This window comes from Mucilaginibacter ginsenosidivorans, assembly GCF_007971025.1.
Classification (GTDB): Bacteria; Bacteroidota; Bacteroidia; order Sphingobacteriales; family Sphingobacteriaceae; genus Mucilaginibacter; species Mucilaginibacter ginsenosidivorans.
This window is the reverse complement of the sequence record NZ_CP042436.1, coordinates 2,859,743-2,883,056: the sequence shown is the minus strand read 5'-3', so window position 1 is coordinate 2,883,056 and position 23,314 is coordinate 2,859,743. Positions and strand designations below refer to the sequence as shown.

Sequence of the window (23,314 nt, the reverse complement as noted above, 5' to 3'; positions counted from 1 at the left end):
ACGTTTTCTCCGTTACATGGAAAGTTCAGCCGTAAAACAACTTTTGTCCATTATTGAACAGCAGCTTGACTGGGGCGAATCATCGCGCTGGCAGGGTAAGGATTTTGAATTGTTGAACCAGCTCATCCTGGATAAAACCAAAGTCTCGTTAAGCGCCAGTACATTACGCCGGCTTTGGGGGCGTGTTGAATACAATCATCTGCCAAGCAGCACTACTTTAGATACTTTGGCGAAATTTGCCGGATTCGATAACTGGAGAGCCTTTGCCCGCAAAGCCAGTCCGACAAGGGAAACTACTTCGGCCCCGGCTGCCAGAACCGGAAAATATCGCAAAACCTGGCGGAGCGCCGCATTATTGATCATAGCCGTGGCGATGATCAGCCTGGTAGCGATGTATGTGAGGAAACCTGGGCCTATTGTTAAAGGCGTATTTTCTTTCAGCAGCAGGCCCGTAACGCGCAGCATACCCAATTCGGTTATATTTGATTACGATGCCAGGGTAAATCCATCCGATTCAGTCTTCATCCAGCAATCCTGGGACCCAACAACGCGATCGGTTGTTGATAAGGCACGGCATACTTTTACATCTGTATATTATCGTCCCGGTTTTTATCATGCAAAGTTATTGGTGAATAATAAAATAGTGAAAGAACACACCCTGATGATACCTACCGATGGCTGGCTCGCATTGATAGCTAATCAGCCCATCCCGGTATATCTCGATACAAAAGAATTTATTGGCGATGGGGTTATGAACGTGACGCCTGCTACCATCACCAAAAAAAACATCCCGCTCGGACCCCAGCCACCTGTTACCGAGCTTTATAATGTTGGCAACTTCGCTCCTGTTCCCTTAAAGAACTTTTCATTCAGTGTGCAGATAAAAAATGATTTTCACGACGGTGCAGCCGCCTGCGAGTTCATCAATATAATGTTATTTACCGACAACAGTCCCGTTATTATTCCTTTGTCGGCCAAGGGCTGCATATCCAACCTTGCACTGCTTAACGGGCGCTATTTCGAATCGGGCAAGGACCATGACCTTTCCGGGTTCGGGTCCGACCTGTCGCAGTGGGTAAAGGTTGATTGCCGCAGTGCAAAAGATAAGATACAATACTACGTGAACAATAAACTGGTTTATCAATCGCAATTACCGCCTTACGATGAAAATATTGTAGGCATGGGCTATACTTTCCAGGGTACCGGGTCCGTCAAAAATATCACTTTGAAGCAGGGAGATAAATTGATCTTCCAGGCTTATTAAAAGCAAAAAACTATTACTATCTGCTACTATGACTAAATACATTATCCTGGTACGCGAGCCCGACGGTCGTGCCGACCGGCCTACTGAAGAGCAACAATCAACACATCGTGCCAACTGGAACAAATGGTTTGAAAAACACGGCCCAACCGGAAATTTTTTAGGTGGAAGCGCACTTTCACTTAACGGAAAAATAATAAAAGGGCCGGATGCCGAAGTGATAGACGGCATACACAAAGTTGGAGCAGAAATAGTAGGCGGTTACCTGTTAATACAAGCAGAGAACATGGATAAAGCAGTTGAGATGGCCCGCGAGATACCGGTATTTGAAGTAGACGGGTATTTGGAGGTGAGGGAACTACAGGTGACAGGATAGTCCGCGCTGCAGACACGGAACGAAGCAACCCCAAACCGGAAGGTATCTGGAATTTGAAAGCTGAGCCCGCCGATAGAGGCTACTCCGTTCCCTGCCTGCTGCTAAAAGAATATCTGCCTGTTATCTTTATTCGAGCCTTCCGCTTTTAACGGCCTGCTGCAGATTATAAACCCTGAACTTTGGCGTATATAACCGGTTTGCCAGTTTTTTTACCCATGGCGACCGGTAGCCGAACAGCCGGCGTATCACTTCGACAGTTGGCGAGCCTTTTGGGTACCCGTACTTATACCAGGTGAACCTCGAATTATCGATGCGAAATGTATCGGTAAATTCGGCGAGAAAAAGGTCCATTTCAATATCAACTATATCCAGGTCGAGGTCGATACTTGTGTCTACGGTCAAAGCTTCGGGATCGATCTTGGCTATCCTGTACCGTTCGCAATAGCCTGTAATAAACTCCTTTAATTCGGGCAATACTTCTTCCATCTCAGATACTTTGGGGTGATCAGCTGGTTATAAGACACCCCTTTTTCAAAACAGGTTGCATCGTTCCCGAAAAAAAGAAAAAAAAGACCCCGGGAGGTTCAGGCGAACAATTCCCGGGGTCTTTTAATTAAAAACTTGTAGTAGCCGGCTTAATTAGTTTTTTTTATGCCTACGAAATGATCTGTAAAATCGAGCAAATACTCGTTTTCGATAAAAAAATCAAGACCAAACACTGAAATACCAGAACCTGAAGTGGCAGGATTTTCAACAAGAGTACGGTTTTGATTTTCGCCTACGCTATAGCCATAGCTAAACCCGGTACTGGTGGCAATAGTAATACGGCTATTAGTTGGGATAACAAATACATTCCCGGTTGGCGCATTCGGTTCCATAATGTAACTATAGGGGGAAGTCCCCGTGTCGAACAGCATTTCTGCCGCCACACTGTCATTCGAAACCCCGATTAAACCAGGGACAACTGGTATATAGCCGTCACCATTTAAATATAGCAACTGCACTACGCTAAAGCCCGAATTAATATCGGCTTTGGTCAACCCCAGGGTTAGCGCAGGCACATAAGTGCCAGCATCGGAAAAATGAGATAAACCAAGAGCAGCCATTTTAAACCCTCTTAACAAACCTTTACCCGGATCATAATAGCTGAATGGGCTGGTAATGTACGCTCCGCCGGCAAAAGTGATATCATACTCCGAAGAAACACCCAGTACATCAAAAGAATGTGCGCCAAATTGGAACCCTTTATTATTTACCGCCTTGTAATACAAGAAAAAAGGCATGTGCTTAACCACAATGTTGCCATTGGCATCGCCAACGGTAACGTCGGCATAGGCCAGGTTGCCGTAAACCGTATCCTTGGTATTGTTATCATCGCCATAAACCACATGCGAAGTTTGCTTGGTTACCGTGATACCGTTGACCACGGTCGAATCACCCGAAAAAGTAAAACCATCAGCAGTGATCATCGATACAGGTAAAATGCCATTGGCATCCATCACCATTCCGCCCGACCCCGTGTCGAATACCAATTTATAGCCGGTTGCCTGCGTGCCTATCTTCGATACAGCCATCATCAATATACGGTTCGAATTGACATTGGTCTCGTAAAACCCGAGCGTCTTCGGCTTTGCAACCTCGTCCCCGGGAGCTACCTGTGTTTTGCTGTCCTTTTTACAGGATGTTATAGCGAAAAGCAGTGAACCGGCGGCGATAAGCAGTAAGTTTTTGAGGGAGTAATTTTTTATCATTTTGTCAAAAAGTTTAGGATAGCGCAATATATGTATCTTTTTTTGAACAATTATTACCTCTAAAGCGAAATTCTTGACCATCAAAAACTTATTATTGCATCGATTTTGGTACGATGATGAACATTAAAGTTATTGCTTTTGATGCCGACGATACCCTATGGGTAAATGAGCCTTATTTCCAGGAAACTGAAAAGAAATTTTGCGAGCTGATGGAGGATTTTATGCCGCAGCATACGCTATCGCGCGAGCTTTTAAAGATCGAAATTGAAAACCTTGCCTTATACGGCTATGGTATAAAAGGCTATATCCTGTCGATGATAGAGGCGGCGTTGAAAGTGTCCGGAAATACCATCAGCGTTGATGCTATTGAGACAATCATCGGTTTTGGCAAGGAATTGTTGAACGAACCTATCGAACTGCTGGATAATGTAAAAGAGGTGCTTGAAGCGCTGAAGGGCCACTACCGGATTGTTGTGGCCACCAAAGGCGACCTGCTGGACCAGGAACGCAAACTAAAAAAATCGGGGTTGAGCAATTATTTTCACCACATCGAAGTGATGTCGGAAAAAGGCGAGGCTGATTACCGCAAGCTGATACGTCATTTGGATATTCCGCCATCTGAATTTATGATGATAGGCAATTCGCTAAAGTCGGACGTGATTCCTGTCTTAAACATTGGCGGGCATGCCATTCATGTTCCGTACCATACCACCTGGGCACATGAGCATGTAGAAACAAATTTAGAACACGCTAATTTCAGGCATGTGGAGCATTTGAAAGAAGTATTGACATTGTTGTTGAATTAACGGCAACCAGCAGCCAATACCATCTGCAAAAGGATCATTTCCTGAAGTGACCTGCATCATTTTTCATGATAAAAAATCGGCCTATCATTGTATTAAATAGGTCACTTTGATGCGCCGTTCCAGGACCATGAGTTCGGGCTTCCTATTTTTGAAAACCAGGTTTAACACTTAAACTAAACATCGCAAAAAATACCATGAGTGGGATTGAGGCACCGGCCGAGGCCGAACAAAAATTAGAAGAAATACAAAGCAAGTACGATATATTCTTCCGGGTGACGAATAAGCATATTTTAGACTATTTTGAACTACAATTCGGTCCTTATGCCACACTGAAATTAAAGGAGAACTGCAAAGTACCTTTCCCGATGGTTAACGACTTGAAAGAGATTTTCATTTTCGCAGAAAATTAGACCTTCAATTTGTCTTTTGGGGGTCAAACTTCTTTCTCCAGCACCATTAATTCAATATGAGCTTTCGGTATCCCGAAACGCGTGCCATCGTGAAAAGGCTCCCGCTTACCTGTATCGACATATCCCCTTCTCTTATACCAGTCTATCAATTCGGTACGCGTGGTGATCACCGTCATATAAATAACCCCGCAATTAAGTTTATGGCACCATATCTCGGCCTCGTGCAGTAACTGCCGCCCAATGCCCCCTGCCTGCAAGGTTGGTGACACGCTGAGCATCCCCAAATACAGGCGTTTGTTGTCTTTTGGCTCCAGGTAAACGCAGGCGATTATCTTTCCTTCGCTGTTGCAGTATTTCAAAATGGTTATATCACCCGACTGCAGGTAACCCTTCATGGTTTCCTCGTCGATGCGAATACCGTCCAGTAAATGAGCTTCGGTGGTCCATCCTGCCTGCGACGACTGCCCGCGGTAGGCGCTGTTAACAAGTGCGGTTAATTCCGTTGTATCGGCAATTGTAGCTTTAGTAATTGACATGGCGCAAACCTAAATGTTTGCAGGGAATGGAGCAAATTTTGTCAGAAGCGTGTTTTATATTTAAGTCCCTCCCGGGATGAGAGGGACTTTTTTGAAACAAACTCACAACGAAGTTACCTGCTCGTCTGTTTTGTTAGCCTGGATTGCAACATGCAACCGGATATCTTTATAAATAAAGGTGTTATATTTAATGTTGTTGGTGGCCACGCCGAAATCTTTACGGTTGAGCGTAATATCAGCTTGCCCTGCGAAATCGTTATAATTGCTTTTGGCAACATCTGCTGTAAAAACTATTTGTTTGGTGATACCATGCAAGGTGATATTGCCGAGAACAGTGACGAAATGATGCAGCTTCTCCGATCTGTGATCAACCGAAACTATCTCAAGCCTGGCCTCCGGAAATTTTTCTGTGTCAAAGAAATTATCGCCCCTCAAATTATTTTCGAGCTTTTGCTTGTCGGGCGCCGCCAGGTCGGTTACCGACACGGCGCTCATGTCTATCAGCACCGTTCCTTTAGCAAGTTGTCCGCAGTACATGGTGAGTGTGCCAGACTTAATCGCGACTGTGCCGGCATGGGAGCCGGTCGCCTTTTCTGCCTTCCAGTTAATTGTGCTCGTTGCAGGATCAACTTTTAATACGCTTACACCTCCGGCACCTGTTGCCGGGTTGGTTGGTTTGCTACCCAGGGCGCTACCGAGGATGAGCAGGGAAATGAATAATGTTTTCATGATGATTCGTTTTAAAATTCCGGGACAAGATTAGGCAGCGCCTCCGGCGATTTAAAATAAAGTAGACCAAACCCTCAATTAATAGATGTATATTCAGTTATGGATATGCTCCTTGGCGTTCGTCTATTAAATCGGATGTTGGTCTATTCAATTAGCCGTTTGTCTGTTTTATACTGATCATTGCAGAAAAAATTCTCTTATGAACCTGAAATGGCCAACCGTTAAAAAATTGCTTCACCTGGCTTTCTGGATCATTATCACTATGATATTCCTGTACGACCGGCGTTACCTGATATTAAAAGCCGGGCTGGGCCACTTTGCCGAGTGCACGGTAGTCAGGTTAGCGCTTATTATATCGTTATCGTATTTTCATATCTTTTACCTTATCCCCAAATACTTTTCGGCACGAAAATATGCAGCCTATTTTGCTTTGTTACTGCTATCCATTGCTGCCTATGTGGGTTTGCAAAGCTTGTACGATTTTTACCTGTACGGTGAGGTGTTGAGCTGGAGGACCTATAAAAGTTTCCGGGCATCTGTTCCGTTTAACCTGTTAACCACTGCCTGGTATTTAGCCGTAACAGTCGCTTTTAAATTGAGTATAGATTGGTATGAGCAGCGACAGCAACTGAAGCACTTGCAGGAGGAGTTGAAGCGCGAGGCCTCCATCGTGATCACTAGTCACAAAGACACTGACTATATTTTCCTGAAGTCAGGAACCAAAAAGATCAAGACCCCGCTCGATTCTATTTATTACATCCGGGGATTAAAGGATTATTCGATCATCTATACCACCGAAGGTAAGATCATTGTAAAAGGATCACTTAAAATTGTGGAGGAACTGTTCCCGCCGAAACATTTCGTACGTGCGCATAAATCGTACATGGTGGCCAACAGCAAAATAAAACACCTGCAGGGCAATAAACTGGTGCTAATCAATAACGAAACCATACCGATAGGACGCAGCTACAGGCATTTGCTGGCGAGTTAGCATTTTATCCTATCATCGGGCTTTCCCTAAGTTCAGCTGAAAGACCCGGACAGCAGGGGCTTTTGTGCGCTCACATTTTGCCCAGCAATATCATCGTCAGCATAAAAATATCGTAGGTAATATGGAAGAAGATGGCATACCAAAGGTTGCTTTTAAAGTACCGGTAAACCGCTGTGATTACCAGCGCAAATACAAATATCGCCACCACTGCGCCCCAGCCTTCCTGTATGTGATACAGGGCGAACAGTACAGCAGACAGGATACCGCTGACGGAAAGTACCGTGCCTTTATCGCCGAATATGGTCTTCAGGCGGTTCAGCACAAAACCGCGAAAAGCGATCTCCTCATACGGTATCACCAAAACCGAGGCCAGCACTATCAATAACAGGTATTTAGCTACATTATGTTTCAGGTAGGCGAAATCGGACAGATTTGAGTGCCTGAATCCTAAATGCGTTAGAAAAGGGCCCAGCAAATAAAAATGGAATACGGCATAGATTACCCCTATGGCTCCACCTACGTAAAAAGCGCGCCATTTCAGATCAGCAAACCGGAAACCGATAGCGGTAAAACTTTCGCCGTTAAAATTGAGGTACACCCAAATCACTCCCAGCACCACAAAAGGATAGGCGTACATGGGCAAATGCCCGTAATGCGGGAACAGCATTACAAATGCAATTAAAAGGACATCAAGAATAATCCGCAGATTGTTATTCTTACCTTTCATCACTACTGGCAGATATAAACGGTCTTTTTATAAAATTTTGGTTTCAATATGTTTATCGTTTTCCCAAATACATAACACTTTATTCCCGACCAATACCATGGTTTTCAGGTAGCTTCCCTTGCCTACAGTTGTTTCGGCAGCAGTTTGTATGTTCCGGTACTTTATTTCGTCACCGGTAGTTAGGGCAACTATAGTCTGGCCATTGTCAGAAATGATGCTACAGTCCCTGCCTTTGCCAACTTCTTTCTCCGTAGTGCCTGGTTTACAGTAGTATACCATCCCTTGCCTTTGCCATGTGGTGTTAATGGTGTTATCGGCATTAAAGGTCAACCCTCCACCATCCATTGGGCAGGCATTGAGTTGCCAGGTGCCTTTTCCAAGTTTTGCCGCGTTACCGAAGGCCAGGCCCTTATTGTCTGAGGTAACTAAATACAGGTCGCGCGAGCCGTCGAGCCAGTTTCTGAACATGACGGCGATATTTGATCCCTTAACCGCTATCGAAGGGCGGCAGCATTCGCAAACATGCCCGTCGGGAGAGCGATAAATCAGCTTATTTTTAAGCCAGCTGCCTTTCCCGGCCACCATTGCCGAAAAATAAATATTATTCCTTTTGTTAAGCCTTATATCCAGCCAAGTAGCATAAAAGTTATCCTGACTATCACAGGCAATGTTCATTAACCCTTCGGGAGCCGAGGACCTGGTATCATTAACAAAACCCATGTCCTGCCACTTACCTTTTTGATGATCGAGTACGAAATAGTGAATATCCCCCTTTTTATCCATCGCAGTAACAACACTATATCGTGCCGAACTCGCCAGTTGGGGCCCTCTTGCCATACCCAGGTGCATCTGGGCAACATGACCGACAAGTACAGAGGTCGAAAATGATGCGCCCTTATCAGTCGAGGTAGCACAAAATATATTATCATTCCGGCCGAATACAACTCTTATAACCCCCTTAACATCCGTACTGATCTGCGGCTGGTATCCCATGCCAATAGTCTTTGCAACGGGTAGCTTAATTGCCCCTGCACATAGAATGACCGATAGAAAGAGTGCGGTTGTGAGTCTGATTTTCATAACTATAATTGAATTTGTTTTGATCAGGCTTCAAATGCTTTTACAACTGCCTGTAATCCTCGCGTACCGGGCTAAAAACATCCAGCAGTTTACAATCGGTAACGGCCACGCCGCTATGGTAAGCCTCTGAAGGTATCAGCGCATACATGCCGGGGTCGAGTACCTGGGGAACATCATTTACTGTTAGCTCGAATTGCCCTTCGAGCACAAAAGTATACTGCTGATGAAGATGCTTGTGACGAGGCACAGCGCGACCGGCAGCTACTTCGATGAAATTGATGGTGTTATTATCCGTATGTATGAGTTTGGAGAAGTATCCGGGCGCTACTTCTTTAACCGGGATGTCGGCGAAATACTTGAAAATGGTGGTGTCCATAGTAGGTTTTAATGAGTGTCTAAAGATACAACCGGGCGACTATATCGCCAACAAAAAAAAGCCGTCCGCAATTGCGGACGGCCCCTAACACTATGTAAACCTAAACCTATTATGAAAAATTCTTATTCAAGGCCTGCCAGTGCAACTTTACCTGCCTGACCGACAATTTTGTTTTCGTTGTTATGAGCAACCGAAAGGCCCTTGTTGATCACCATGGAACCCAGGGTACGGTTTACGCCAAACTCCTCGACAGTACCGCTCAGTTCGATAGTTGCGTTGTCTCTCAGTGTTACATTGGCGCTATATGCATCAAAATCTAACTTGGCAGATGCGTTATCGTGCAGGTCGATATTAAATTCGATCTTCGAAACCTTGCCGAACGATTTGATCTCAGCGTTATCAAATGCCGAAACAGAGCGAAGGCTTTCCGAGCTAACCCAAACTACCAGTTTTTCAGGAGTGTAGGATGATATGCGCAACACGCCGTTTTTGCTTTGTACCAAAGCGCTCTCAGCATAGTATTTATTATAAACGGTTACTTTTTCGGCGGCGTTGTCCGAAATAAACAATTCAACATTGCCGCGAACTTCGATCTTATTAATGGCTTTGATATCGTTCAAAACTGTGTAGTTACTACCGGCCGAAGCAGCGGCGTAAGTGTTTTTGGTAAATCCTGCCAACACAACGGCTAACAGGGTTAAGGATAAAATCTTGGTTTTCATTTCCTTTTGTATATTAATTATTTTCTATATAAACCGATTGGTATTATTACCCGGTTTAATATGCCGCAAAGGTGAGATTTTATTCGACATGATTTATCATAATAGTGTCACAAACACACTAAGTGATAAATATCATAAAATTTACATAAATTACTAATAATCAAATACTTAAATTACATTACCTGATACAAATTACCCGTTTAAATAAATAAACCGATCGGTCAGGTAACCAAAAATCGTCGTGTTTTTGGTTAAATCCAAAAGAAATTTTAGATGGCGCGCCTATTCCGCCAAAGATATTTTCGCCCCAAGTGACACCCCCTTCTGTCATTTTTGAATATGATGGTTGTCATACTTTTGTTTCCCCGATTAGTGCTAATTTTATATCAATAAAACTTATAACATCCGCAAGGGTTAATCAGCTAATATGGCCTTTATTGATTATTACAAGATACTGGGTATTGAAAAAAGCGCTACCGAAAAGGATATAAAAGCCGCCTACCGCAAACTGGCAAGGCAATACCATCCCGATCTGAACCCGAACGATACCGAAGCGAACAAAAAGTTTCAGCAGATAAATGAAGCCAATGAGGTTTTAAGCGACCCTGAAAAGCGCAAGAAATACGATAAATACGGCGAAAACTGGCAGCACGGTGAGGAGTACGAGAAATACGCGCAGCAACAGCGGGCACAAAGCGGCCGTCAGTACAGCGGCTTTGGGACCGGGCAGGGCCAGGGATTTGAGAATTTTGAGGATTTCAGCGGAGGTAGTGACTTCTCGGACTTTTTTCAGTCGATGTTTGGCGGCGGTGGCGGCCGCAGCGGGGGCAGGCAGGCCAGGTATCGCGGGCAAGATTATAACGCCGAACTTAAGCTAACCTTAAAAGATATAAGCGAGACGCACAAGCAAACGCTTGCCATTAACGGGAAAAACATTCGTATTACGATACCCGCAGGTGTTGAGAACGGGCAGATCATCAAAATTGCAGGGCATGGCGGGCCGGGCGTAAACGGCGGGCCGACAGGCGACCTGTATATTACCTTCCTGGTTGCCGCCGATCAAAACTTTAAAAGAGAGGGAGCAAATCTTTACACCACCGCCAAACTCGACCTTTATACAGCAATACTGGGTGGCGAAGTAACAATCGATACATTAAGCGGCAAAGTGAAGATCAAGGTAGCGCCTGAGACGCAGAACAACAGCACCATCCGGCTGAAAGGCAAGGGCTTGCCGGTGTACAAACACGAAGGGCACTCAGGCGACTTGCTGGTAACCTATGATATACAGATGCCGACTAACCTGACCGAAAAGCAGAAAGAATTGTTCACTGAACTATCAAAATCCAAATAGTATGGCAACCAAAGGATTAATAGCAGCTAAAGAGTTTTGCACCTATCATCATATCGAGTACACATTCATTGATTCGTTAAGCGAAGCAGGCTTAATAGAGGTAAGGGCGACAAACGAAGGAACCTATATCCCGGAGACTGAGTTGCAAAAACTGGAACGCATGGCCAGGCTGCATACGGAGCTTGAAATTAACCTGGCCGGTATCGAAGCTATAACGCATTTGTTGCAGCGCGTTGAGCGTATACAGGAAGAAATGCGAAACTTACGCAACCGTTTGCGGCGGTACGAAGAGGATTAAATAGCCTATGTCCGATTTGAACCTTATCTTATTGCGGCTGCAAAACCAGCACCTGGCCGAACCGCAGTTTACCCGGCCCGCCGATATGGTAAAATGGCTTGGGGCCGTGCAGGCACAGGATTACAACGGCGCCAAATGGGCTATCGGTCAGCGGATAATAAGTGGGACTGATAAAATAATTGAAAAGGCTTTTAATAACGGCGATATCCTGCGAACACATGTAATGCGCCCAACCTGGCATTTTGTGGCCAGGGAAGATATCAGGTGGATGCTGGACCTCACCGCCGCCCGCGTGCAGGCTATTGCAGCAACCAGGCACCGGCAATTGGAACTGGATGATAAGGTTTTCTCCAAATGCTCGGACACGCTGATCAGGGAATTGGAAGGCGGCAAACAACTGGCGCGCACGCAACTTATTGATACATTAAAGAATGCGGGCATAAAAACCGACGAGCAGCGCTTTGTGCATATTATGATGGAGATGGAATTGTGCCAATTAATTTGCAGCGGCGGCGTAGAAGGAAAACAACTGACCTATGCCCTGCTTGATGAACGTGCACCGAAAATAGCAGCAATAAATCGTGAGGAAGCGCTGGCTACAATCGCCGGCCGCTACTTTATAGCCCACGGTCCAGCTACTTTACAGGACTTTGCCTGGTGGAGTGGTCTGACCATTGCCGACTGCAAAGCCGGGCTTGAAATGGTAAAGCCCAAATTGGCGAATAAAGAAGGCTATTGGTTTGCTGAATCCGGCATAGAACCAATCAAATCCAATAAAGCCTACCTGCTGCCAAACTATGATGAGTATATTGTAAGCTATAAGGACCGCAGCGCGACCATTCTTGAGAAGAATATCAACAAAGCTGATCCGCGCGGTACTATATTTAATCATACGGTTATTGTCAACGGGAAAATAGAAGGCATTTGGAAACGGGAGTTAAAGAAGAGTGCTGCTGTTATTAATATTACTGTTTTCAAACAGCTGAGCAAACCGGCTTATGCCGCTATTAACAGCGCAGCTAAACGATATGCCAAATTCCTGGGGCTGAAAGAAGCTGTCGTAAAAGTGCAGTGATTCAGAATTTGAAATACTGGTTTTGTATGGCATACAACACCAGCCCGGTACGCGATTTCAGGTTTAGTTTCAGGAATAAAGCTTCCCGGTAATTGTCAACTGTTCGCGGGCTGACGAACATTTTATCAGCTATCTCCTTATAGGTAAGTTCGGAGCAGCAATATTTAAGGAATTCCATTTCCTTTTTTGAAATATCGGCACCGTTATCTCCGTCAGCGACCGAACGGACCAGCTTACCGGAGACCATGTCGTTGATATAGACCCCTTTAGCATGGATGGTCTTTATCGCTTCGAGTAGGTCCCTTGGCTTGGATTCTTTCAGCACATAACCGCATGCCCCGCATTTGATCATTTTTATAACTGCCTGGTCATCTTCAAACATGCTGAGCGCCAAAACTTTTACGTCGGGTCGATTCTTCTTTAGCCAGGCCGTAGCTTCATAGCCATCCATAACGGGCATGTTAATATCCATCAGGATAACATCCGGGGCAGAATATTTGGCCAGGGCCTCCTGCATCTGTACGCCGTTTTCCGCTTCAAAAACAACCTGCAAGTCATCAAACTCGCGCATAAGGCTTGCTACACCGTTCCGGAAAAGCGTGTGGTCATCTACAATGGCGATTTGGATGGTTTCGGTTTCCATTTTTTTAAGGATAAGGTATAAATATATCGACACAGGTGCCTTCACCGGGCTTGCTTTGAATAAATATAGTGCCGCCGACTATCTCGGCACGTTTCTGGATATTTTTCAGCCCCATACCCTTTTGCTCCTCGGGCAACTGATCAATTTCAAAGCCCTCACCATTGTCGATAACCTGCAGCCTGATGCCGTTCTCCGGGTAGTCCAGTTTAAAGGTGATCTCGCCCGCGCCCGAATGCTTGATGATATTATTCAATATCTCCTGCGTTATACGAAATAATATCAGGTCCTTATCCGCATTATTTGCCAGTGGCCTGTCACCACAAATATTGAAAACTATCGCAAACCGGCCCGACTTTTCGATCCAGCCAACCTCGCTGCGGATAGCTTCTTCCAGGCCCAGCTTTAATAATTGTTCGCCATGCAGCAATTTGCCCAGCTGGCGCATTTCTTTGATCGATTTCAGATTCAGCTCAATGGCTGCGTTTATCTTTTGCCGGGCTTTGTCCGGATTATCCAGTTCGATAGAATTCAGCGTCAAAGATGTAAGGCTCAATAATTGGCCAATGTTATCGTGCAGGTCGGTTCCAATAGTTTGGAGAGTCTGTTCCTGTATCTCCATTTGGGTTTTGATAAGCTCTGCTTCGAAAATTACTTTCATCTGTTCTTTTTCTTCCATGTGTTTTTTCCTTCGCTGATTATAAATAAGCAAAAGCAAGATCAAACCCAACGCTACTGTCAGAAATATTACCGAAGTAATCAGGATTGCTGTATTAATTTCCTCTTGCTCTTTGTACATACGATGGATATTATCCAAAAGCCATATAATACCGGATTCAAAAACTTCATTATGATATATCGTAAAGAAATTGAATGGATCTTTGTCGTATCAACCAACTTTTTAAAAAAGGTATCTGTGCCTATCGAAGTGGTATAGAAAATGAAATATCCCGACACAAACCAAAAAGCCGGTTCTTTCAAAAGGTTCACATATTTTTCTTCTTTAAATAAAGAAAAATAGTAAATCATGCATAGTACCATCATCACTTCCGACCCAACCGTGTCGGCGGTATTAAAGAAAATAGCAATTCCGTTGTGGTTTAAATATTCGACGAGATAACTCCCGCAGAACAATAACCAGGCGATCCAAAAAACAGGCTTTATATTTTTTAAATTAATTAAGTGCGATAACATCCAAATCCCATAGCCATACTCAAAAAGAATTGAAATATTATACAGCCAGTTGTTGGACGAACACCGGGCGACGACGATCATATAATAAGCTATGCTTTCGGTATATACTACAAAGCCGAGATAAAACCGTAGGGTATTCCAATATTTGTCTTCATGCTTTAACAACAAAATGGCTAAGACAAAGCAAAGCCATTCTGCTATTAAAGGATAGTGAATATTTAGCATTGAACACTAATCTTCGATAGTGGAAACATCTTCCATGGAATCAACCTTGCCGGGACAATCCGGCGGGCATATTGTGGATTTATCTAAACCGGTACCTGCACTTGAACCAATTATTACATTATCGCTTAACATGTCCCTCCATATCTTGCCGATTTTAGGTGAAGCTAAGTCCTTTAATTCCGTATTGCAAACTATCACAGTATCTCTTAGTCTGTAATCTTCACGGCGGTCCGGGCAAGTATCCAGATCATCGGCATGATTTGCCATGTAAACCTTAATGCCAAAAGGCACTATTCGTGCGTGTTGGTCAGTTGACAAAGGGTCGATTATGTTATTAGCGACAAACAGTTCTAAGAGCTCAGTCAATGGTATGTGCGCAAATTTCAAAGAGCTTTTATCAGAAAGTCTTCGATTTTTGCGATAATAATTAACCATCTTTATAACCATGTCTTTGGTAACAGGAGCTGGCGCTGCTTCCAGCGTAATAATTTTTCGGATTGACATTTTAATTAGGGTTTTAAGGTGAACTAATTTAATTAATTAACACCACTAAATTCCTAAACAACAGCCATTTAAACACCGTTTTTTCACCCATTTTTATACCGTGAAAACACCCTGTCAGAAAAGCTATTTCTACGGCAAAGCTCCTTGTTATTCGCTTCGAAATTTGAACTATTAAATATTCATCCAAATTTCAAAAATCATGAATACACAGGACATCTTAAAAAATGCGAACAATATCAGCCTTGATGAAGCTGCATTGGCAGGACCAGGCAAACTTTGCGAATTATGGCCGACTGTAAAGGAAGGACTCGAATTACTTGAAGCTGCGCTGAAAAATCCGGCGCTGAAAGTAATAATTGGAGTAATAGTTGCGGCCGGGGACGCGATAATAGGAAAGATTTGTAAGTAGACCCTAAGCCCTAATCCCGGCAGCTCCCCCTGCCGAGCTTTTTTATACATTATGTGCGGCTGCTTCTTTGGCCATTTCGTGGATGATCTCGTCCAGCCGGTCGACTTCGGCTTGCAAGTGGGCAAGTACTTCGGCATCTGCAGGGTGGTCCTTCAGCATTTTGGCCAGGGCCTGCAGGTTGGCCACGGGGCTGCGTATCAGATGCGATTGTTTCCAGGCCATACCCTTAATGCTTTCGATATGGTTTTGGATGCTTTCGTAGGCTTCCCGAAGGTTCTGCTCGTTTGCCTTTCTTTCGGTAATATCATATAGGGCCATAAGCGTGCCCAGCACTTCTTTGCGCTCATTCATTATCGGCGACAATCTTACATCGTACCAAACCTTGCCCCCTTTCTTTTTAGGATAGTCTGCTTCATAGTTGATGTGTTGCCCCTGCGATATCATTTTCAAATACTCAACAAACTGCGGGAAACGGTCGCGTGGGAAAAAGTCGGCAAGGTTATCGCCCTTCTCCGGGACATGGTTGTATTGTTCAATAACAAAATCAATAGCCCTCTGGTTAAACGCCTGCACCTTCAATTGCGTATCAAACATCGCGTAGGCGGTATCGGTGGTATTCAGTATAGTTTGCAGGTTGGCTTCGGATTTTTTTAGCGCTTCTTCTGCAAGCAATTTCTCGGTGATATCGTTGGTAAGTGAAAGTCTAACGGGCCTGCCGTCGAATATTATATCATGGGCGGTTACTTGCACATACATTATCGTCCGGTCTTTTTTTATATGCCGGATGATGCGCCCATTTGCCGAACTTGTCAATTCCTCCTTATAGCCTTCAAGTTGCTTTTCCCTGTCTTCTTCGGCACGCAAAGCTTTAACGTCCATGGTCAACAATTCGTCTTTGGTGTAACCGTACAGCCGGGCAGCAGCATCATTAACCGCTATAACAGACAGGTCGTCCTTCGCTATCATCCAAAGCGGCAGCGGGTTACTATCAAAAAGCAATTTGTATTTCTGCTCCGATGTTTTAAGCTCTTCTTCGGCTTGCTTGCGCTCGGTTCCATCAACCATCGATCCGATGATCGTTGGAACTCCTCCCAGAGTTGCCCTGCTGCCGTAAAATTCCACCCAATTGGTTGTGCCGTCCTTTTTCAGCCCCATCACCTCGTAGTGTACGCTCTCGATCTCTCCCTCCATTCTTTGCCTCACGTTCTCCGTTGTAATGTGCCTGTGGCTTTTGTGAATAATCGTTTCCACGGGTACGGTATTTATAAGTTCCGCAGGTTCATATCCAAATATTCCGGCAAACCGGGGGTTTACGTAGATGAATTTCCCGTGCTGTACAATATAAACCCCCACGATTGATTTCTCGGCGATTGTCCTGAATTTCAGCTCGGCATCCTTCAATTCGCTCTCTATGCGTTTTCGCTCCGAGATGTCGCGCGCCATAACCAATATCCTGTTATCCGAAAATTTCTTGACATTGATCTCGACGGTAAACACCGACCTGTCCTTTCGCATGAACCTTCGCTCGCGGACAATTGACTGCCCCGTTATGTCCGGAGAGGTGGTTAGCGGGTCAGTTTTCAATTCTTCAGGATCGATAATCGCCCCCACGTTCATTTGCAGCAGTTCTTCACGGGTGTAGCCCATAATTTTGCACATGCTGGCATTTACTTCGGTAAAGTTCATGCCAAAATCAAGCACGTAAATAGCGTCAGAAGCCTGTTCGATAAGCGACCGATATTTTTCCTCGCTTTTTACAATCTCCGCCGAGCGTTCTGCAACCCGTTGTTCCAGCTCTGCATTCATCAGCTTTACTTCGGCCTCGGCTTCGGAGCGTTTGGTGTCGATCCTGTTCAGCCATTTAGCCGTGCTCCATAAAATAATGATGCTGCCTAACAGAAAGCAAACCGCAAGCAACGAAATACCGATATCAAGTGTAAATATTTTTTCGTAGCGCGCCTGTAATCTTAACGACCCGAAAGCGATTACCATTATCAGGATAAGACCGAAAAGCCGGCGCGCTAATTGGTTGCCGATCTGCTTGCCGGTAAATAACCTGACCAAACCAAGAGTTGGATTCAACATTGCTGCGCCAATAGAAAGCAACAGGAACAGGATGGCAGTGTGTGTAGCCATCGAGCTTACATAAAGAAGCGTGTTGAACAGGGATACGCCATACAAATAGCCTATTAACGCGACAATGGAAAGTATGCTGACGGCGTGGAAAAGATATTGTGCCAAAAGGTTTGCTATTCGGCTTTTTGCGGTAAGTAGTATAAAACCAACACCCAGCAGCGAGAAATTGACAGCTGCGTTGTAAGCCATGCGCCCAGGGTATAAGTGGCTCGACGATACTTTCTCGGCATCAGTTATAAACAGTTCATCCAACCCCGTATTAAAATGAAAAAGAAATTGCAATAACGTTATTAAACCGATAAAAGCGCCTGATACAGACAGCGTCGCAAATATTGTTTTACTATATCGCATTTTTGAGCTTTGCCGGACAAGCAACGCACTACCAAACAACACGAAGCAAAGTGCGGCATTGAAAACCATCGGCACAAAGCCGGGTATTATCTCCTTTAAAACCAGGACGTTAAAAACCCACCCGCACATTACAATAACGCTGATAACAATTGTAACTACGCTTACAGCAATAATTACTTTACTTTTCTTTTGATCAGACATTAACAGAGCCTACGCTTTTTCTTACCTTATAACGATTTAAATCCAACGGGGTTTCACCGTAAGTTTCACTAAAAAGAAATAAAATACTAAATCTAAAGTTAAAAATCAGAAAGATCAGAAGGTTAGCAGAATAAGTAGCAATACAGATCAGCGCTTCCCGTCAAGAAAGCTATTCAACGCATGTTGCGTAAATTCCGAAAGCACCAGTTCGCCGCTGATGGCAGCGCGTTCGGCAAGCAGTTTGTCCCAGTCTTCGGTACCTTCCCACAATATTTGCTTTAATCCCGTAAGTGCATCAGGATGGTAGGATGCCAGTTTCGCGGCCAACGCATCAACCGCTTCGTCAAGACCTTGAATATCAGCAAACACATCGTTGTAGAGCCCTTTCTCCTTTGCCCATTGCGCCGTCTGAAAATCGACCGCCCGAATAGTAAGTTGCGAAAATGCAGGTAATCCTACCTTACGTATTACTGCGGGAGAAATAACAAAGGGCCCGATACCTATTGCGAGTTCGCTTAATTTGATAGCGGCAGCTTCAGTAGCCATGCAATAATCGGCTGCAGCAGCTAAACCTACTCCCCCGCCAACAGCCTTACCCTGTACACGGGCGATAATGATCTTCTCAGACTTGCGGCAAGCATTAATAACATTGACAAAGCCGGAAAAGAATTGCGTGCCTGCTTCTTTATCTTTTATTTGTAAAAGCTCATCAAAACTTGCGCCTGCGCAAAAAGTACGTTCGCCCTCACTTTTTAGCACAATAATCCGTGTATCCGCACTTTTTCCGGCCTTTTCAATCTCGGAAGCTAAGCGGCTTAACAGGTCGGCCGGCAACGAATTCTGCGCGGGATGATAAAAAGAGATAGTGGTGATCCCGCCGTTTGTTTGTGAGGTTACGTTTCCGTTAGGTGACTGAGGCATAGTAAAGCGGTATAACCATGTAAAATTACGTCGCAAATATCAGCAGATTTTAATTACTAATCAAAAGTAACGGTATTACCTGATGTTTAATAAGGTGCCGGATTAATCTGCTACAGAAATAGTTCAGAATTAATCCAAAATTGCTTTCATATCTTTATGGAAATATCTTAAAAATATGTATTTTTAGTTTCTAATTTAAAATTTTAATCAACAGTAAACTATTGAAAATTTTAGTGATCGAAGATAACCTGGACATCAAAGAGGTGCTGGATTATATATTGCAGGATGAAGGACATGAGGCCATACCTTGTTCTGACGGCTCTTCGTTATCCGCTCTTGATTCCATAAACCCCGACCTGATATTGATGGACGAACTGTTACTTGGCGTACGGGGCAGCGACCTGGTCAAGAAGCTAAAATCGGACAAAACAACGAGTAATATCCCGGTAGTGCTGATTTCTGCCGTACCTCACTTGAAGGACCTGGCTGAAAAATGCGGTGCCAACGCTTACCTGGAAAAACCTTTTAATATTGACGCACTGACCGACATTTTAAAAAGATATTCGTAAGTGCGCCGTATTGTCCAGATCGTTATTTTTATAAAAAATACATCTGAACATGTTCCATATTCAAAATGCCTGGCTGTTTTTCACCGTTACACTATTAGTTAACATCACGCCCGGCAACGACGTCCTGTTCGTTGCTTCGCGAAGCATTTCTAATGGAGTCAGGATAGGGATGATCTCGGCCCTCGGAATTTTCTGCGGTTGCTTTGTACACATTTCAGCGGCAGTGCTGGGGCTATCGCTCATCATAGCCCAATCGGCTTACCTTTTCAGTATTATTAAGTTTGCCGGGGCTGCGTATTTGATCTGTCTCGGAATAAAAGCGCTTTTGATTAAACCCGATACCGATGCAAAGCTTTCAGTTATGAATCGCAGCAGTAACTGGAAGCATTTTAAACAGGGTTTTATTACGGATGCGCTTAACCCCAAAGTGGCCATTTTCTTTTTGTCGTTCCTGCCGCAATTTATCGATCCGGCCTCCCATTTTTTTAACCTGACATTGGCTTTCCTTGGATTTTGGTTTGCAGTACAAGGCACGTTGGTACTTATATTGATCGCTTACATCCTTGGTAAAACCGGCAACTTTTTTAAGCGCAACCCAAAAGTTTGGCTGATACAGGAAAAAGTAACCGGCCTGATGTTTATCGGCCTTGGCATTAAAATGGCGATGGCAACCAAAAAATAACCTGCATGTAGTCATATCATCCAACATCTTATCCTGGTAGCAATGAAAAAATACTTGCTTGATACATTCTCTTACAACGACATAACCAATAAAAAGCTATTGGAAAAAATAGGGCAACTGCCCGATAAAACAGAATGTATCCGGTTGTTTAGTCATCTCATCAATTGCCAGTATAAGTGGATGGCCAGGATTAAACACGACCGTGCCGCACCGCAAATGAGTTGGTGGGACCCGCTTTATGACCTAGACAAGTTGGAAACAGAATGGGATAAAAGTTTAGCTATCTGGCTTAATTATTTGGAAGAAATGCCGGATAACGAATTGACGAAAGAGGTGATTTTCGTAGGGCTGGATGGCGGCCTGTGGGCTGCAACCCCGCAGGATATTGCATTGCAGTTAAATTATCATTCGATCCATCATCGCGCGCAAATTCAAACTATTATCAGGCAACAGGGCATCGAGCCTGATTTCGTTGATTATATTGGTACTAAATACCGAAAACTATTATAACCGGGAAAAAAGTGACTGACCTTGAAACCGCCCGCAAAATCGTTCTTGCACAACCCGAAACTGAAGAGTTCGATCATTTCGGGCGACCGGCGTTCAGGATTAAAAAGAAACGGGTATTTGCCACGTTATGGCCTGCCGAAAACCGAATGATGGTGAAACTGACGCCAATAGACCAATCGGTATTTAATTCGTTCGACCCCGCTATATTTTACCCTGTGCAGAATAAGTGGGGATTAGATGGGGCGACATTTGTCGAGCTAAGTAAAGTACGGCTGGATATGCTTGAAGATGTCATTCACACCGCCTGGGAAACTGCTAACACCAAACCAACGAAAAATAAGAAATTATGAAGAGGATATTTTTTACCCTGTTTGCATTCTTTTCAGTTGCAACCATTTTCGCACAAACGAAAAGCGGCATTTATAATGCAAAAGACTTCGGAGCCATTGGTGACGGTAAGAACCTCGATTCAAAGGCCATTAATAAAGCGATAGATGCAGCAGCAGGTACGGGCGGCGGTACGGTTTATTTACCTGCAGGCAATTACCTTTCGGGATCTATTCATTTGAAAAGCAACACCAGCTTGTATATCGACCAGGGCGCAACAATTATTGCCAGCGATAGGGACGTTTACGACCGCGCGGAACAAACCGTAAACACTACCTACCAGGATTACGGGCACAGCCATTTTCATAATTCGCTGATATGGGGCGAGGATGTGCACGATGTTTCCATACTCGGCCCGGGCACTATTTATGGCAAGGGATTATTGAGGGACTATAAAAAAGACAGCCCGATAGCTGATAAGGCGCTGACGCTGTACAAATGCCGCAACATCATTATCAGGGACGTTACTTTTGCACATGGTGGCTGGTTTGCCATATTGGCGACCGGCGTGGATAACCTGACCATAGATAACCTGAAAATGGATACTAACCGCGATGGGATGGATATCGACTGCTGCCGCAATGTACATGTTTCCAACTGCAGCGTTAATTCGCCTTATGACGATGGCATCTGCCTAAAGAGCACCTTTGCTTTGGGTTGTGCCAGGGCTACGGAAAATGTGACCATCACTAATTGCCAGGTAAGTGGCTACGATGAAGGTTCGTTCCTTGACGGCACTTATAAACGCACTTCGCAGCCGGAATATGGCCTGCACCCGACAGGCCGCATCAAATTCGGCACAGAATCCAGCGGCGGTTTCAAAAATGTTGTGATTTCCAACTGCACTTTTGATTATTGCCGCGGCCTGGCATTAGAAACCGTCGACGGGGCATTGCTGGAAGACGTTTCTATCACTAACATCACCATGCGCTATATTGTAAACTCCCCTATCTTTCTTCGCCTCGGCGCCCGGATGCGTGGCCCGCAGGGAACATCGGTTGGCGAATTGCGCCGGGTAACAATCAGCAACGTGCGGGTTTATAATGCCGACCCGGAGTATGGCTGCCAGATAACAGGTATACCGGGACACGATATCAAGGAAATTGATCTGAGCAATATCCGCATTTACTACAAGGGCGGCGGCAAGGCAAGCGACAAACCTGTACCCGAACAGGAAAAGAATTATCCTGAACCCGGCATGTTCGGGCCGGTGCCGGCTTACGGATTCTACATCCGCCATGTAACGGGTATCAAACTAAGAGACGTGGAGGTAAGCTACCTGGATGAAGATACCCGTCCGCCATTTGTTTTGGATGATGTAAAAGACGCCGATATTCATAACATCAGGGGCAAACAGCGAAAGGTGTGGAGGAGGTCAAAAGAATAAATAGCAAATAACTATTACTTGTAACCTCATCAAGTTTTGCGTAGTCACAACTACACCAAAACTTAAAATATGAGTACAAAACTTTACGCAGCCTCCCTTATCCTGGCGCCGCTTTGTTATGCGCTTTCCAGCTTTTTCTGGCACACAACAGGGCAGTATACCGAATATACGGTCACATCAGGCACATTGCTTATTGTAGACAGCGTGTTTTGGGTATTCGCCTTTGCAGCGCTTTTCGACCTGCTAAAAGGTAAAGCGCCAGGGTATGCTGCATGGGGATTCTTCATTGCCGTGTATGGCTGCCTTTGCGGGGGAGTAGGTTTTGCTTTACGCGATATTTTTACGCTTGCTTTTCATATCCCGCATAAACAAATGCTGGAGACTTTTGCCAAATATCCCGTGTTTGATAATATCGTATTCTGGATAGGCGGACCTGCATTTCCTTTGAGCCTGCTGGTACTGGGCATTGTGCTAACCGTTACCAAAAAAGTTTCCCTATGGGTTGGGGTGCTGATCGCTCTAAGCGGAGCACTGTTCCCGGTATCGCGTATTATGCGCATAGAGATGATCGCGCATGCGACGGATGTTTGTATGCTGGTGCCGATGGTTTATTTGGGGCGGCGATTAATCACCAATAAACTTTTCATTTCGAACTATAGAGAGAAATCTTAAACGTAATACATGTTCGCATGTGCTAAATGCATAAGAT

The 23,314-nt window shown here is 44.6% G+C and carries 28 protein-coding genes; 15 read left to right on the top strand and 13 right to left on the bottom strand.

What is annotated here, in order from left to right; genetic code table 11:
* The first annotated feature begins 16 nt into the window (after nt 1–16).
* Together FRZ54_RS13195 and FRZ54_RS13190 are read left to right on the top strand one after the other, a co-directional pair.
* Nucleotides 17–1,264 (top strand): hypothetical protein, encoded by a 1,248-nt coding sequence (locus tag FRZ54_RS13195; RefSeq protein WP_147032069.1) that lies wholly within the window; start codon nt 17–19, stop codon nt 1,262–1,264.
* 28 nt (nt 1,265–1,292) lie between these two features.
* Nucleotides 1,293–1,637 carry a YciI family protein gene (locus FRZ54_RS13190; protein ID WP_147032068.1) on the top strand — a complete coding sequence of 115 codons (345 nt, stop codon included), beginning with the start codon at nt 1,293–1,295 and terminating at the stop codon, nt 1,635–1,637.
* Between the two features lie 126 nt (nt 1,638–1,763).
* Here FRZ54_RS13190 and FRZ54_RS13185 read toward each other — a convergent pair whose 3' ends face one another.
* On the bottom strand, nt 1,764–2,123 hold the full coding sequence (locus FRZ54_RS13185; RefSeq protein ID WP_147032067.1) for a DUF1493 family protein: 360 nt from the start codon (nt 2,121–2,123) through the stop codon (nt 1,764–1,766).
* Between the two features lie 149 nt (nt 2,124–2,272).
* Entirely contained in the window at nt 2,273–3,388 is a 1,116-nt protein-coding gene (locus FRZ54_RS13180) for a hypothetical protein (RefSeq protein ID WP_147032066.1), read from the bottom strand.
* Between the two features lie 113 nt (nt 3,389–3,501).
* Between FRZ54_RS13180 and FRZ54_RS13175 the strand changes: the two genes are divergently transcribed.
* A complete protein-coding gene (locus tag FRZ54_RS13175) occupies nt 3,502–4,194 on the top strand; it encodes an HAD family hydrolase (RefSeq protein WP_228462475.1) in 693 nt (230 codons plus the stop codon).
* 194 nt (nt 4,195–4,388) lie between these two features.
* The gene (locus FRZ54_RS13170) at nt 4,389–4,604 is read left to right on the top strand and encodes a hypothetical protein (RefSeq protein ID WP_147032065.1); all 216 of its coding nucleotides are present in this window, start codon (nt 4,389–4,391) and stop codon (nt 4,602–4,604) included.
* 23 nt (nt 4,605–4,627) lie between these two features.
* On the opposite strand, the gene FRZ54_RS13165 is transcribed toward FRZ54_RS13170, so the two are convergent.
* Both FRZ54_RS13165 and FRZ54_RS13160 read right to left on the bottom strand, forming a co-directional pair.
* Nucleotides 4,628–5,140, bottom strand: a complete 513-nt coding sequence (locus FRZ54_RS13165; protein ID WP_147032064.1) for a GNAT family N-acetyltransferase — start codon at nt 5,138–5,140, stop codon at nt 4,628–4,630.
* Between the two features lie 102 nt (nt 5,141–5,242).
* A complete protein-coding gene (locus tag FRZ54_RS13160; RefSeq protein WP_147032063.1) occupies nt 5,243–5,869 on the bottom strand; it encodes a YceI family protein in 627 nt (208 codons plus the stop codon).
* Nucleotides 5,870–6,068: 199 nt separating this feature from the next.
* Between FRZ54_RS13160 and FRZ54_RS13155 the strand changes: the two genes are divergently transcribed.
* The gene (locus FRZ54_RS13155; protein ID WP_147032062.1) at nt 6,069–6,860 is read left to right on the top strand and encodes a LytR/AlgR family response regulator transcription factor; all 792 of its coding nucleotides are present in this window, start codon (nt 6,069–6,071) and stop codon (nt 6,858–6,860) included.
* A gap of 70 nt (nt 6,861–6,930) precedes the next feature.
* Here FRZ54_RS13155 and FRZ54_RS13150 read toward each other — a convergent pair whose 3' ends face one another.
* The 4 genes from FRZ54_RS13150 to FRZ54_RS13135 form a co-directional block, all read right to left on the bottom strand.
* Nucleotides 6,931–7,587 (bottom strand): CPBP family intramembrane glutamic endopeptidase, encoded by a 657-nt coding sequence (locus tag FRZ54_RS13150; RefSeq protein ID WP_147032061.1) that lies wholly within the window; start codon nt 7,585–7,587, stop codon nt 6,931–6,933.
* A gap of 27 nt (nt 7,588–7,614) precedes the next feature.
* Nucleotides 7,615–8,667: a hypothetical protein gene (locus FRZ54_RS13145; protein WP_147032060.1), complete on the bottom strand. Its 1,053-nt coding sequence runs from the start codon at nt 8,665–8,667 to the stop codon at nt 7,615–7,617.
* A gap of 40 nt (nt 8,668–8,707) precedes the next feature.
* Nucleotides 8,708–9,043: a cupin domain-containing protein gene (locus FRZ54_RS13140; protein ID WP_147032059.1), complete on the bottom strand. Its 336-nt coding sequence runs from the start codon at nt 9,041–9,043 to the stop codon at nt 8,708–8,710.
* A gap of 122 nt (nt 9,044–9,165) precedes the next feature.
* Nucleotides 9,166–9,765 (bottom strand): GIN domain-containing protein, encoded by a 600-nt coding sequence (locus FRZ54_RS13135; RefSeq protein ID WP_147032058.1) that lies wholly within the window; start codon nt 9,763–9,765, stop codon nt 9,166–9,168.
* A 427-nt stretch (nt 9,766–10,192) separates the two neighbouring features.
* Between FRZ54_RS13135 and FRZ54_RS13130 the strand changes: the two genes are divergently transcribed.
* From FRZ54_RS13130 to FRZ54_RS13120, 3 genes are read left to right on the top strand one after another with little or no spacing between them, the layout of a single operon-like run.
* Complete coding sequence (locus FRZ54_RS13130) at nt 10,193–11,116, top strand: DnaJ C-terminal domain-containing protein (protein ID WP_147032057.1); 924 nt, start codon at nt 10,193–10,195, stop codon at nt 11,114–11,116.
* Nucleotide 11,117: 1 nt separating this feature from the next.
* Nucleotides 11,118–11,414, top strand: a complete 297-nt coding sequence (locus FRZ54_RS13125; protein WP_147032056.1) for a chaperone modulator CbpM — start codon at nt 11,118–11,120, stop codon at nt 11,412–11,414.
* Nucleotides 11,415–11,421: 7 nt separating this feature from the next.
* Nucleotides 11,422–12,489, top strand: a complete 1,068-nt coding sequence (locus tag FRZ54_RS13120; RefSeq protein ID WP_147032055.1) for a winged helix DNA-binding domain-containing protein — start codon at nt 11,422–11,424, stop codon at nt 12,487–12,489.
* Nucleotide 12,490: 1 nt separating this feature from the next.
* On the opposite strand, the gene FRZ54_RS13115 is transcribed toward FRZ54_RS13120, so the two are convergent.
* From FRZ54_RS13115 to FRZ54_RS13105, 3 genes are all read right to left on the bottom strand, one after another.
* A complete protein-coding gene (locus tag FRZ54_RS13115; RefSeq protein ID WP_147032054.1) occupies nt 12,491–13,132 on the bottom strand; it encodes a response regulator transcription factor in 642 nt (213 codons plus the stop codon).
* 4 nt (nt 13,133–13,136) lie between these two features.
* A complete protein-coding gene (locus FRZ54_RS13110) occupies nt 13,137–13,808 on the bottom strand; it encodes a sensor histidine kinase (protein WP_187359623.1) in 672 nt (223 codons plus the stop codon).
* Nucleotides 13,809–14,554: 746 nt separating this feature from the next.
* On the bottom strand, nt 14,555–15,052 hold the full coding sequence (locus tag FRZ54_RS13105) for a hypothetical protein (protein WP_147032052.1): 498 nt from the start codon (nt 15,050–15,052) through the stop codon (nt 14,555–14,557).
* Nucleotides 15,053–15,251: 199 nt separating this feature from the next.
* On the opposite strand from FRZ54_RS13105, the gene FRZ54_RS13100 reads away from it, so the two are divergent.
* Nucleotides 15,252–15,461: a hypothetical protein gene (locus tag FRZ54_RS13100; protein WP_147032051.1), complete on the top strand. Its 210-nt coding sequence runs from the start codon at nt 15,252–15,254 to the stop codon at nt 15,459–15,461.
* Nucleotides 15,462–15,503: 42 nt separating this feature from the next.
* On the opposite strand, the gene FRZ54_RS13095 is transcribed toward FRZ54_RS13100, so the two are convergent.
* Together FRZ54_RS13095 and FRZ54_RS13090 are read right to left on the bottom strand one after the other, a co-directional pair.
* A complete protein-coding gene (locus tag FRZ54_RS13095; RefSeq protein WP_147032050.1) occupies nt 15,504–18,149 on the bottom strand; it encodes a PAS domain S-box protein in 2,646 nt (881 codons plus the stop codon).
* A 147-nt stretch (nt 18,150–18,296) separates the two neighbouring features.
* Nucleotides 18,297–19,070, bottom strand: a complete 774-nt coding sequence (locus FRZ54_RS13090) for an enoyl-CoA hydratase/isomerase family protein (protein WP_147032049.1) — start codon at nt 19,068–19,070, stop codon at nt 18,297–18,299.
* 221 nt (nt 19,071–19,291) lie between these two features.
* Between FRZ54_RS13090 and FRZ54_RS13085 the strand changes: the two genes are divergently transcribed.
* The 6 genes from FRZ54_RS13085 (at nt 19,292) to FRZ54_RS13060 (ending at nt 23,277) form a co-directional block, all read left to right on the top strand.
* Nucleotides 19,292–19,639: a response regulator gene (locus FRZ54_RS13085; protein ID WP_187359622.1), complete on the top strand. Its 348-nt coding sequence runs from the start codon at nt 19,292–19,294 to the stop codon at nt 19,637–19,639.
* A 49-nt stretch (nt 19,640–19,688) separates the two neighbouring features.
* Nucleotides 19,689–20,321 (top strand): LysE family translocator, encoded by a 633-nt coding sequence (locus tag FRZ54_RS13080; RefSeq protein ID WP_147032047.1) that lies wholly within the window; start codon nt 19,689–19,691, stop codon nt 20,319–20,321.
* A gap of 42 nt (nt 20,322–20,363) precedes the next feature.
* Nucleotides 20,364–20,831 carry a DinB family protein gene (locus FRZ54_RS13075; protein ID WP_147032046.1) on the top strand — a complete coding sequence of 156 codons (468 nt, stop codon included), beginning with the start codon at nt 20,364–20,366 and terminating at the stop codon, nt 20,829–20,831.
* A gap of 11 nt (nt 20,832–20,842) precedes the next feature.
* Entirely contained in the window at nt 20,843–21,181 is a 339-nt protein-coding gene (locus FRZ54_RS13070) for an MmcQ/YjbR family DNA-binding protein (protein WP_187359621.1), read from the top strand.
* Nucleotides 21,178–22,605, top strand: coding sequence for a rhamnogalacturonidase (locus FRZ54_RS13065; RefSeq protein ID WP_147032044.1), 1,428 nt, complete (start codon nt 21,178–21,180; stop codon nt 22,603–22,605). The genes FRZ54_RS13070 and FRZ54_RS13065 overlap by 4 nt, the downstream gene beginning before the upstream one ends.
* A gap of 69 nt (nt 22,606–22,674) precedes the next feature.
* The gene (locus FRZ54_RS13060) at nt 22,675–23,277 is read left to right on the top strand and encodes a hypothetical protein (RefSeq protein ID WP_147032043.1); all 603 of its coding nucleotides are present in this window, start codon (nt 22,675–22,677) and stop codon (nt 23,275–23,277) included.
* The last annotated feature ends 37 nt before the right edge of the window (nt 23,278–23,314 follow it).

Coding starts and splice junctions, on each gene's coding strand:
- FRZ54_RS13065 (WP_147032044.1), top strand. CDS start 21,178: ATGAAGAGGATATTTTTTACCCTGTTTGCATTCTTTTCAGTTGCAACC.
- FRZ54_RS13190 (WP_147032068.1), top strand. CDS start 1,293: ATGACTAAATACATTATCCTGGTACGCGAGCCCGACGGTCGTGCCGAC.
- FRZ54_RS13170 (WP_147032065.1), top strand. CDS start 4,389: ATGAGTGGGATTGAGGCACCGGCCGAGGCCGAACAAAAATTAGAAGAA.
- FRZ54_RS13060 (WP_147032043.1), top strand. CDS start 22,675: ATGAGTACAAAACTTTACGCAGCCTCCCTTATCCTGGCGCCGCTTTGT.
- FRZ54_RS13145 (WP_147032060.1), bottom strand. CDS start 8,667: ATGAAAATCAGACTCACAACCGCACTCTTTCTATCGGTCATTCTATGT.
- FRZ54_RS13135 (WP_147032058.1), bottom strand. CDS start 9,765: ATGAAAACCAAGATTTTATCCTTAACCCTGTTAGCCGTTGTGTTGGCA.
- FRZ54_RS13140 (WP_147032059.1), bottom strand. CDS start 9,043: ATGGACACCACCATTTTCAAGTATTTCGCCGACATCCCGGTTAAAGAA.
- FRZ54_RS13105 (WP_147032052.1), bottom strand. CDS start 15,052: ATGTCAATCCGAAAAATTATTACGCTGGAAGCAGCGCCAGCTCCTGTT.
- FRZ54_RS13150 (WP_147032061.1), bottom strand. CDS start 7,587: ATGAAAGGTAAGAATAACAATCTGCGGATTATTCTTGATGTCCTTTTA.
- FRZ54_RS13080 (WP_147032047.1), top strand. CDS start 19,689: ATGTTCCATATTCAAAATGCCTGGCTGTTTTTCACCGTTACACTATTA.
- FRZ54_RS13090 (WP_147032049.1), bottom strand. CDS start 19,070: ATGCCTCAGTCACCTAACGGAAACGTAACCTCACAAACAAACGGCGGG.
- FRZ54_RS13100 (WP_147032051.1), top strand. CDS start 15,252: ATGAATACACAGGACATCTTAAAAAATGCGAACAATATCAGCCTTGAT.
- FRZ54_RS13165 (WP_147032064.1), bottom strand. CDS start 5,140: ATGTCAATTACTAAAGCTACAATTGCCGATACAACGGAATTAACCGCA.
- FRZ54_RS13195 (WP_147032069.1), top strand. CDS start 17: ATGGAAAGTTCAGCCGTAAAACAACTTTTGTCCATTATTGAACAGCAG.
- FRZ54_RS13115 (WP_147032054.1), bottom strand. CDS start 13,132: ATGGAAACCGAAACCATCCAAATCGCCATTGTAGATGACCACACGCTT.
- FRZ54_RS13110 (WP_187359623.1), bottom strand. CDS start 13,808: ATGGAAGAAAAAGAACAGATGAAAGTAATTTTCGAAGCAGAGCTTATC.
- FRZ54_RS13155 (WP_147032062.1), top strand. CDS start 6,069: ATGAACCTGAAATGGCCAACCGTTAAAAAATTGCTTCACCTGGCTTTC.
- FRZ54_RS13075 (WP_147032046.1), top strand. CDS start 20,364: ATGAAAAAATACTTGCTTGATACATTCTCTTACAACGACATAACCAAT.
- FRZ54_RS13130 (WP_147032057.1), top strand. CDS start 10,193: ATGGCCTTTATTGATTATTACAAGATACTGGGTATTGAAAAAAGCGCT.
- FRZ54_RS13185 (WP_147032067.1), bottom strand. CDS start 2,123: ATGGAAGAAGTATTGCCCGAATTAAAGGAGTTTATTACAGGCTATTGC.
- FRZ54_RS13125 (WP_147032056.1), top strand. CDS start 11,118: ATGGCAACCAAAGGATTAATAGCAGCTAAAGAGTTTTGCACCTATCAT.
- FRZ54_RS13095 (WP_147032050.1), bottom strand. CDS start 18,149: ATGTCTGATCAAAAGAAAAGTAAAGTAATTATTGCTGTAAGCGTAGTT.
- FRZ54_RS13175 (WP_228462475.1), top strand. CDS start 3,502: ATGATGAACATTAAAGTTATTGCTTTTGATGCCGACGATACCCTATGG.
- FRZ54_RS13120 (WP_147032055.1), top strand. CDS start 11,422: ATGTCCGATTTGAACCTTATCTTATTGCGGCTGCAAAACCAGCACCTG.
- FRZ54_RS13160 (WP_147032063.1), bottom strand. CDS start 5,869: ATGAAAACATTATTCATTTCCCTGCTCATCCTCGGTAGCGCCCTGGGT.
- FRZ54_RS13180 (WP_147032066.1), bottom strand. CDS start 3,388: ATGATAAAAAATTACTCCCTCAAAAACTTACTGCTTATCGCCGCCGGT.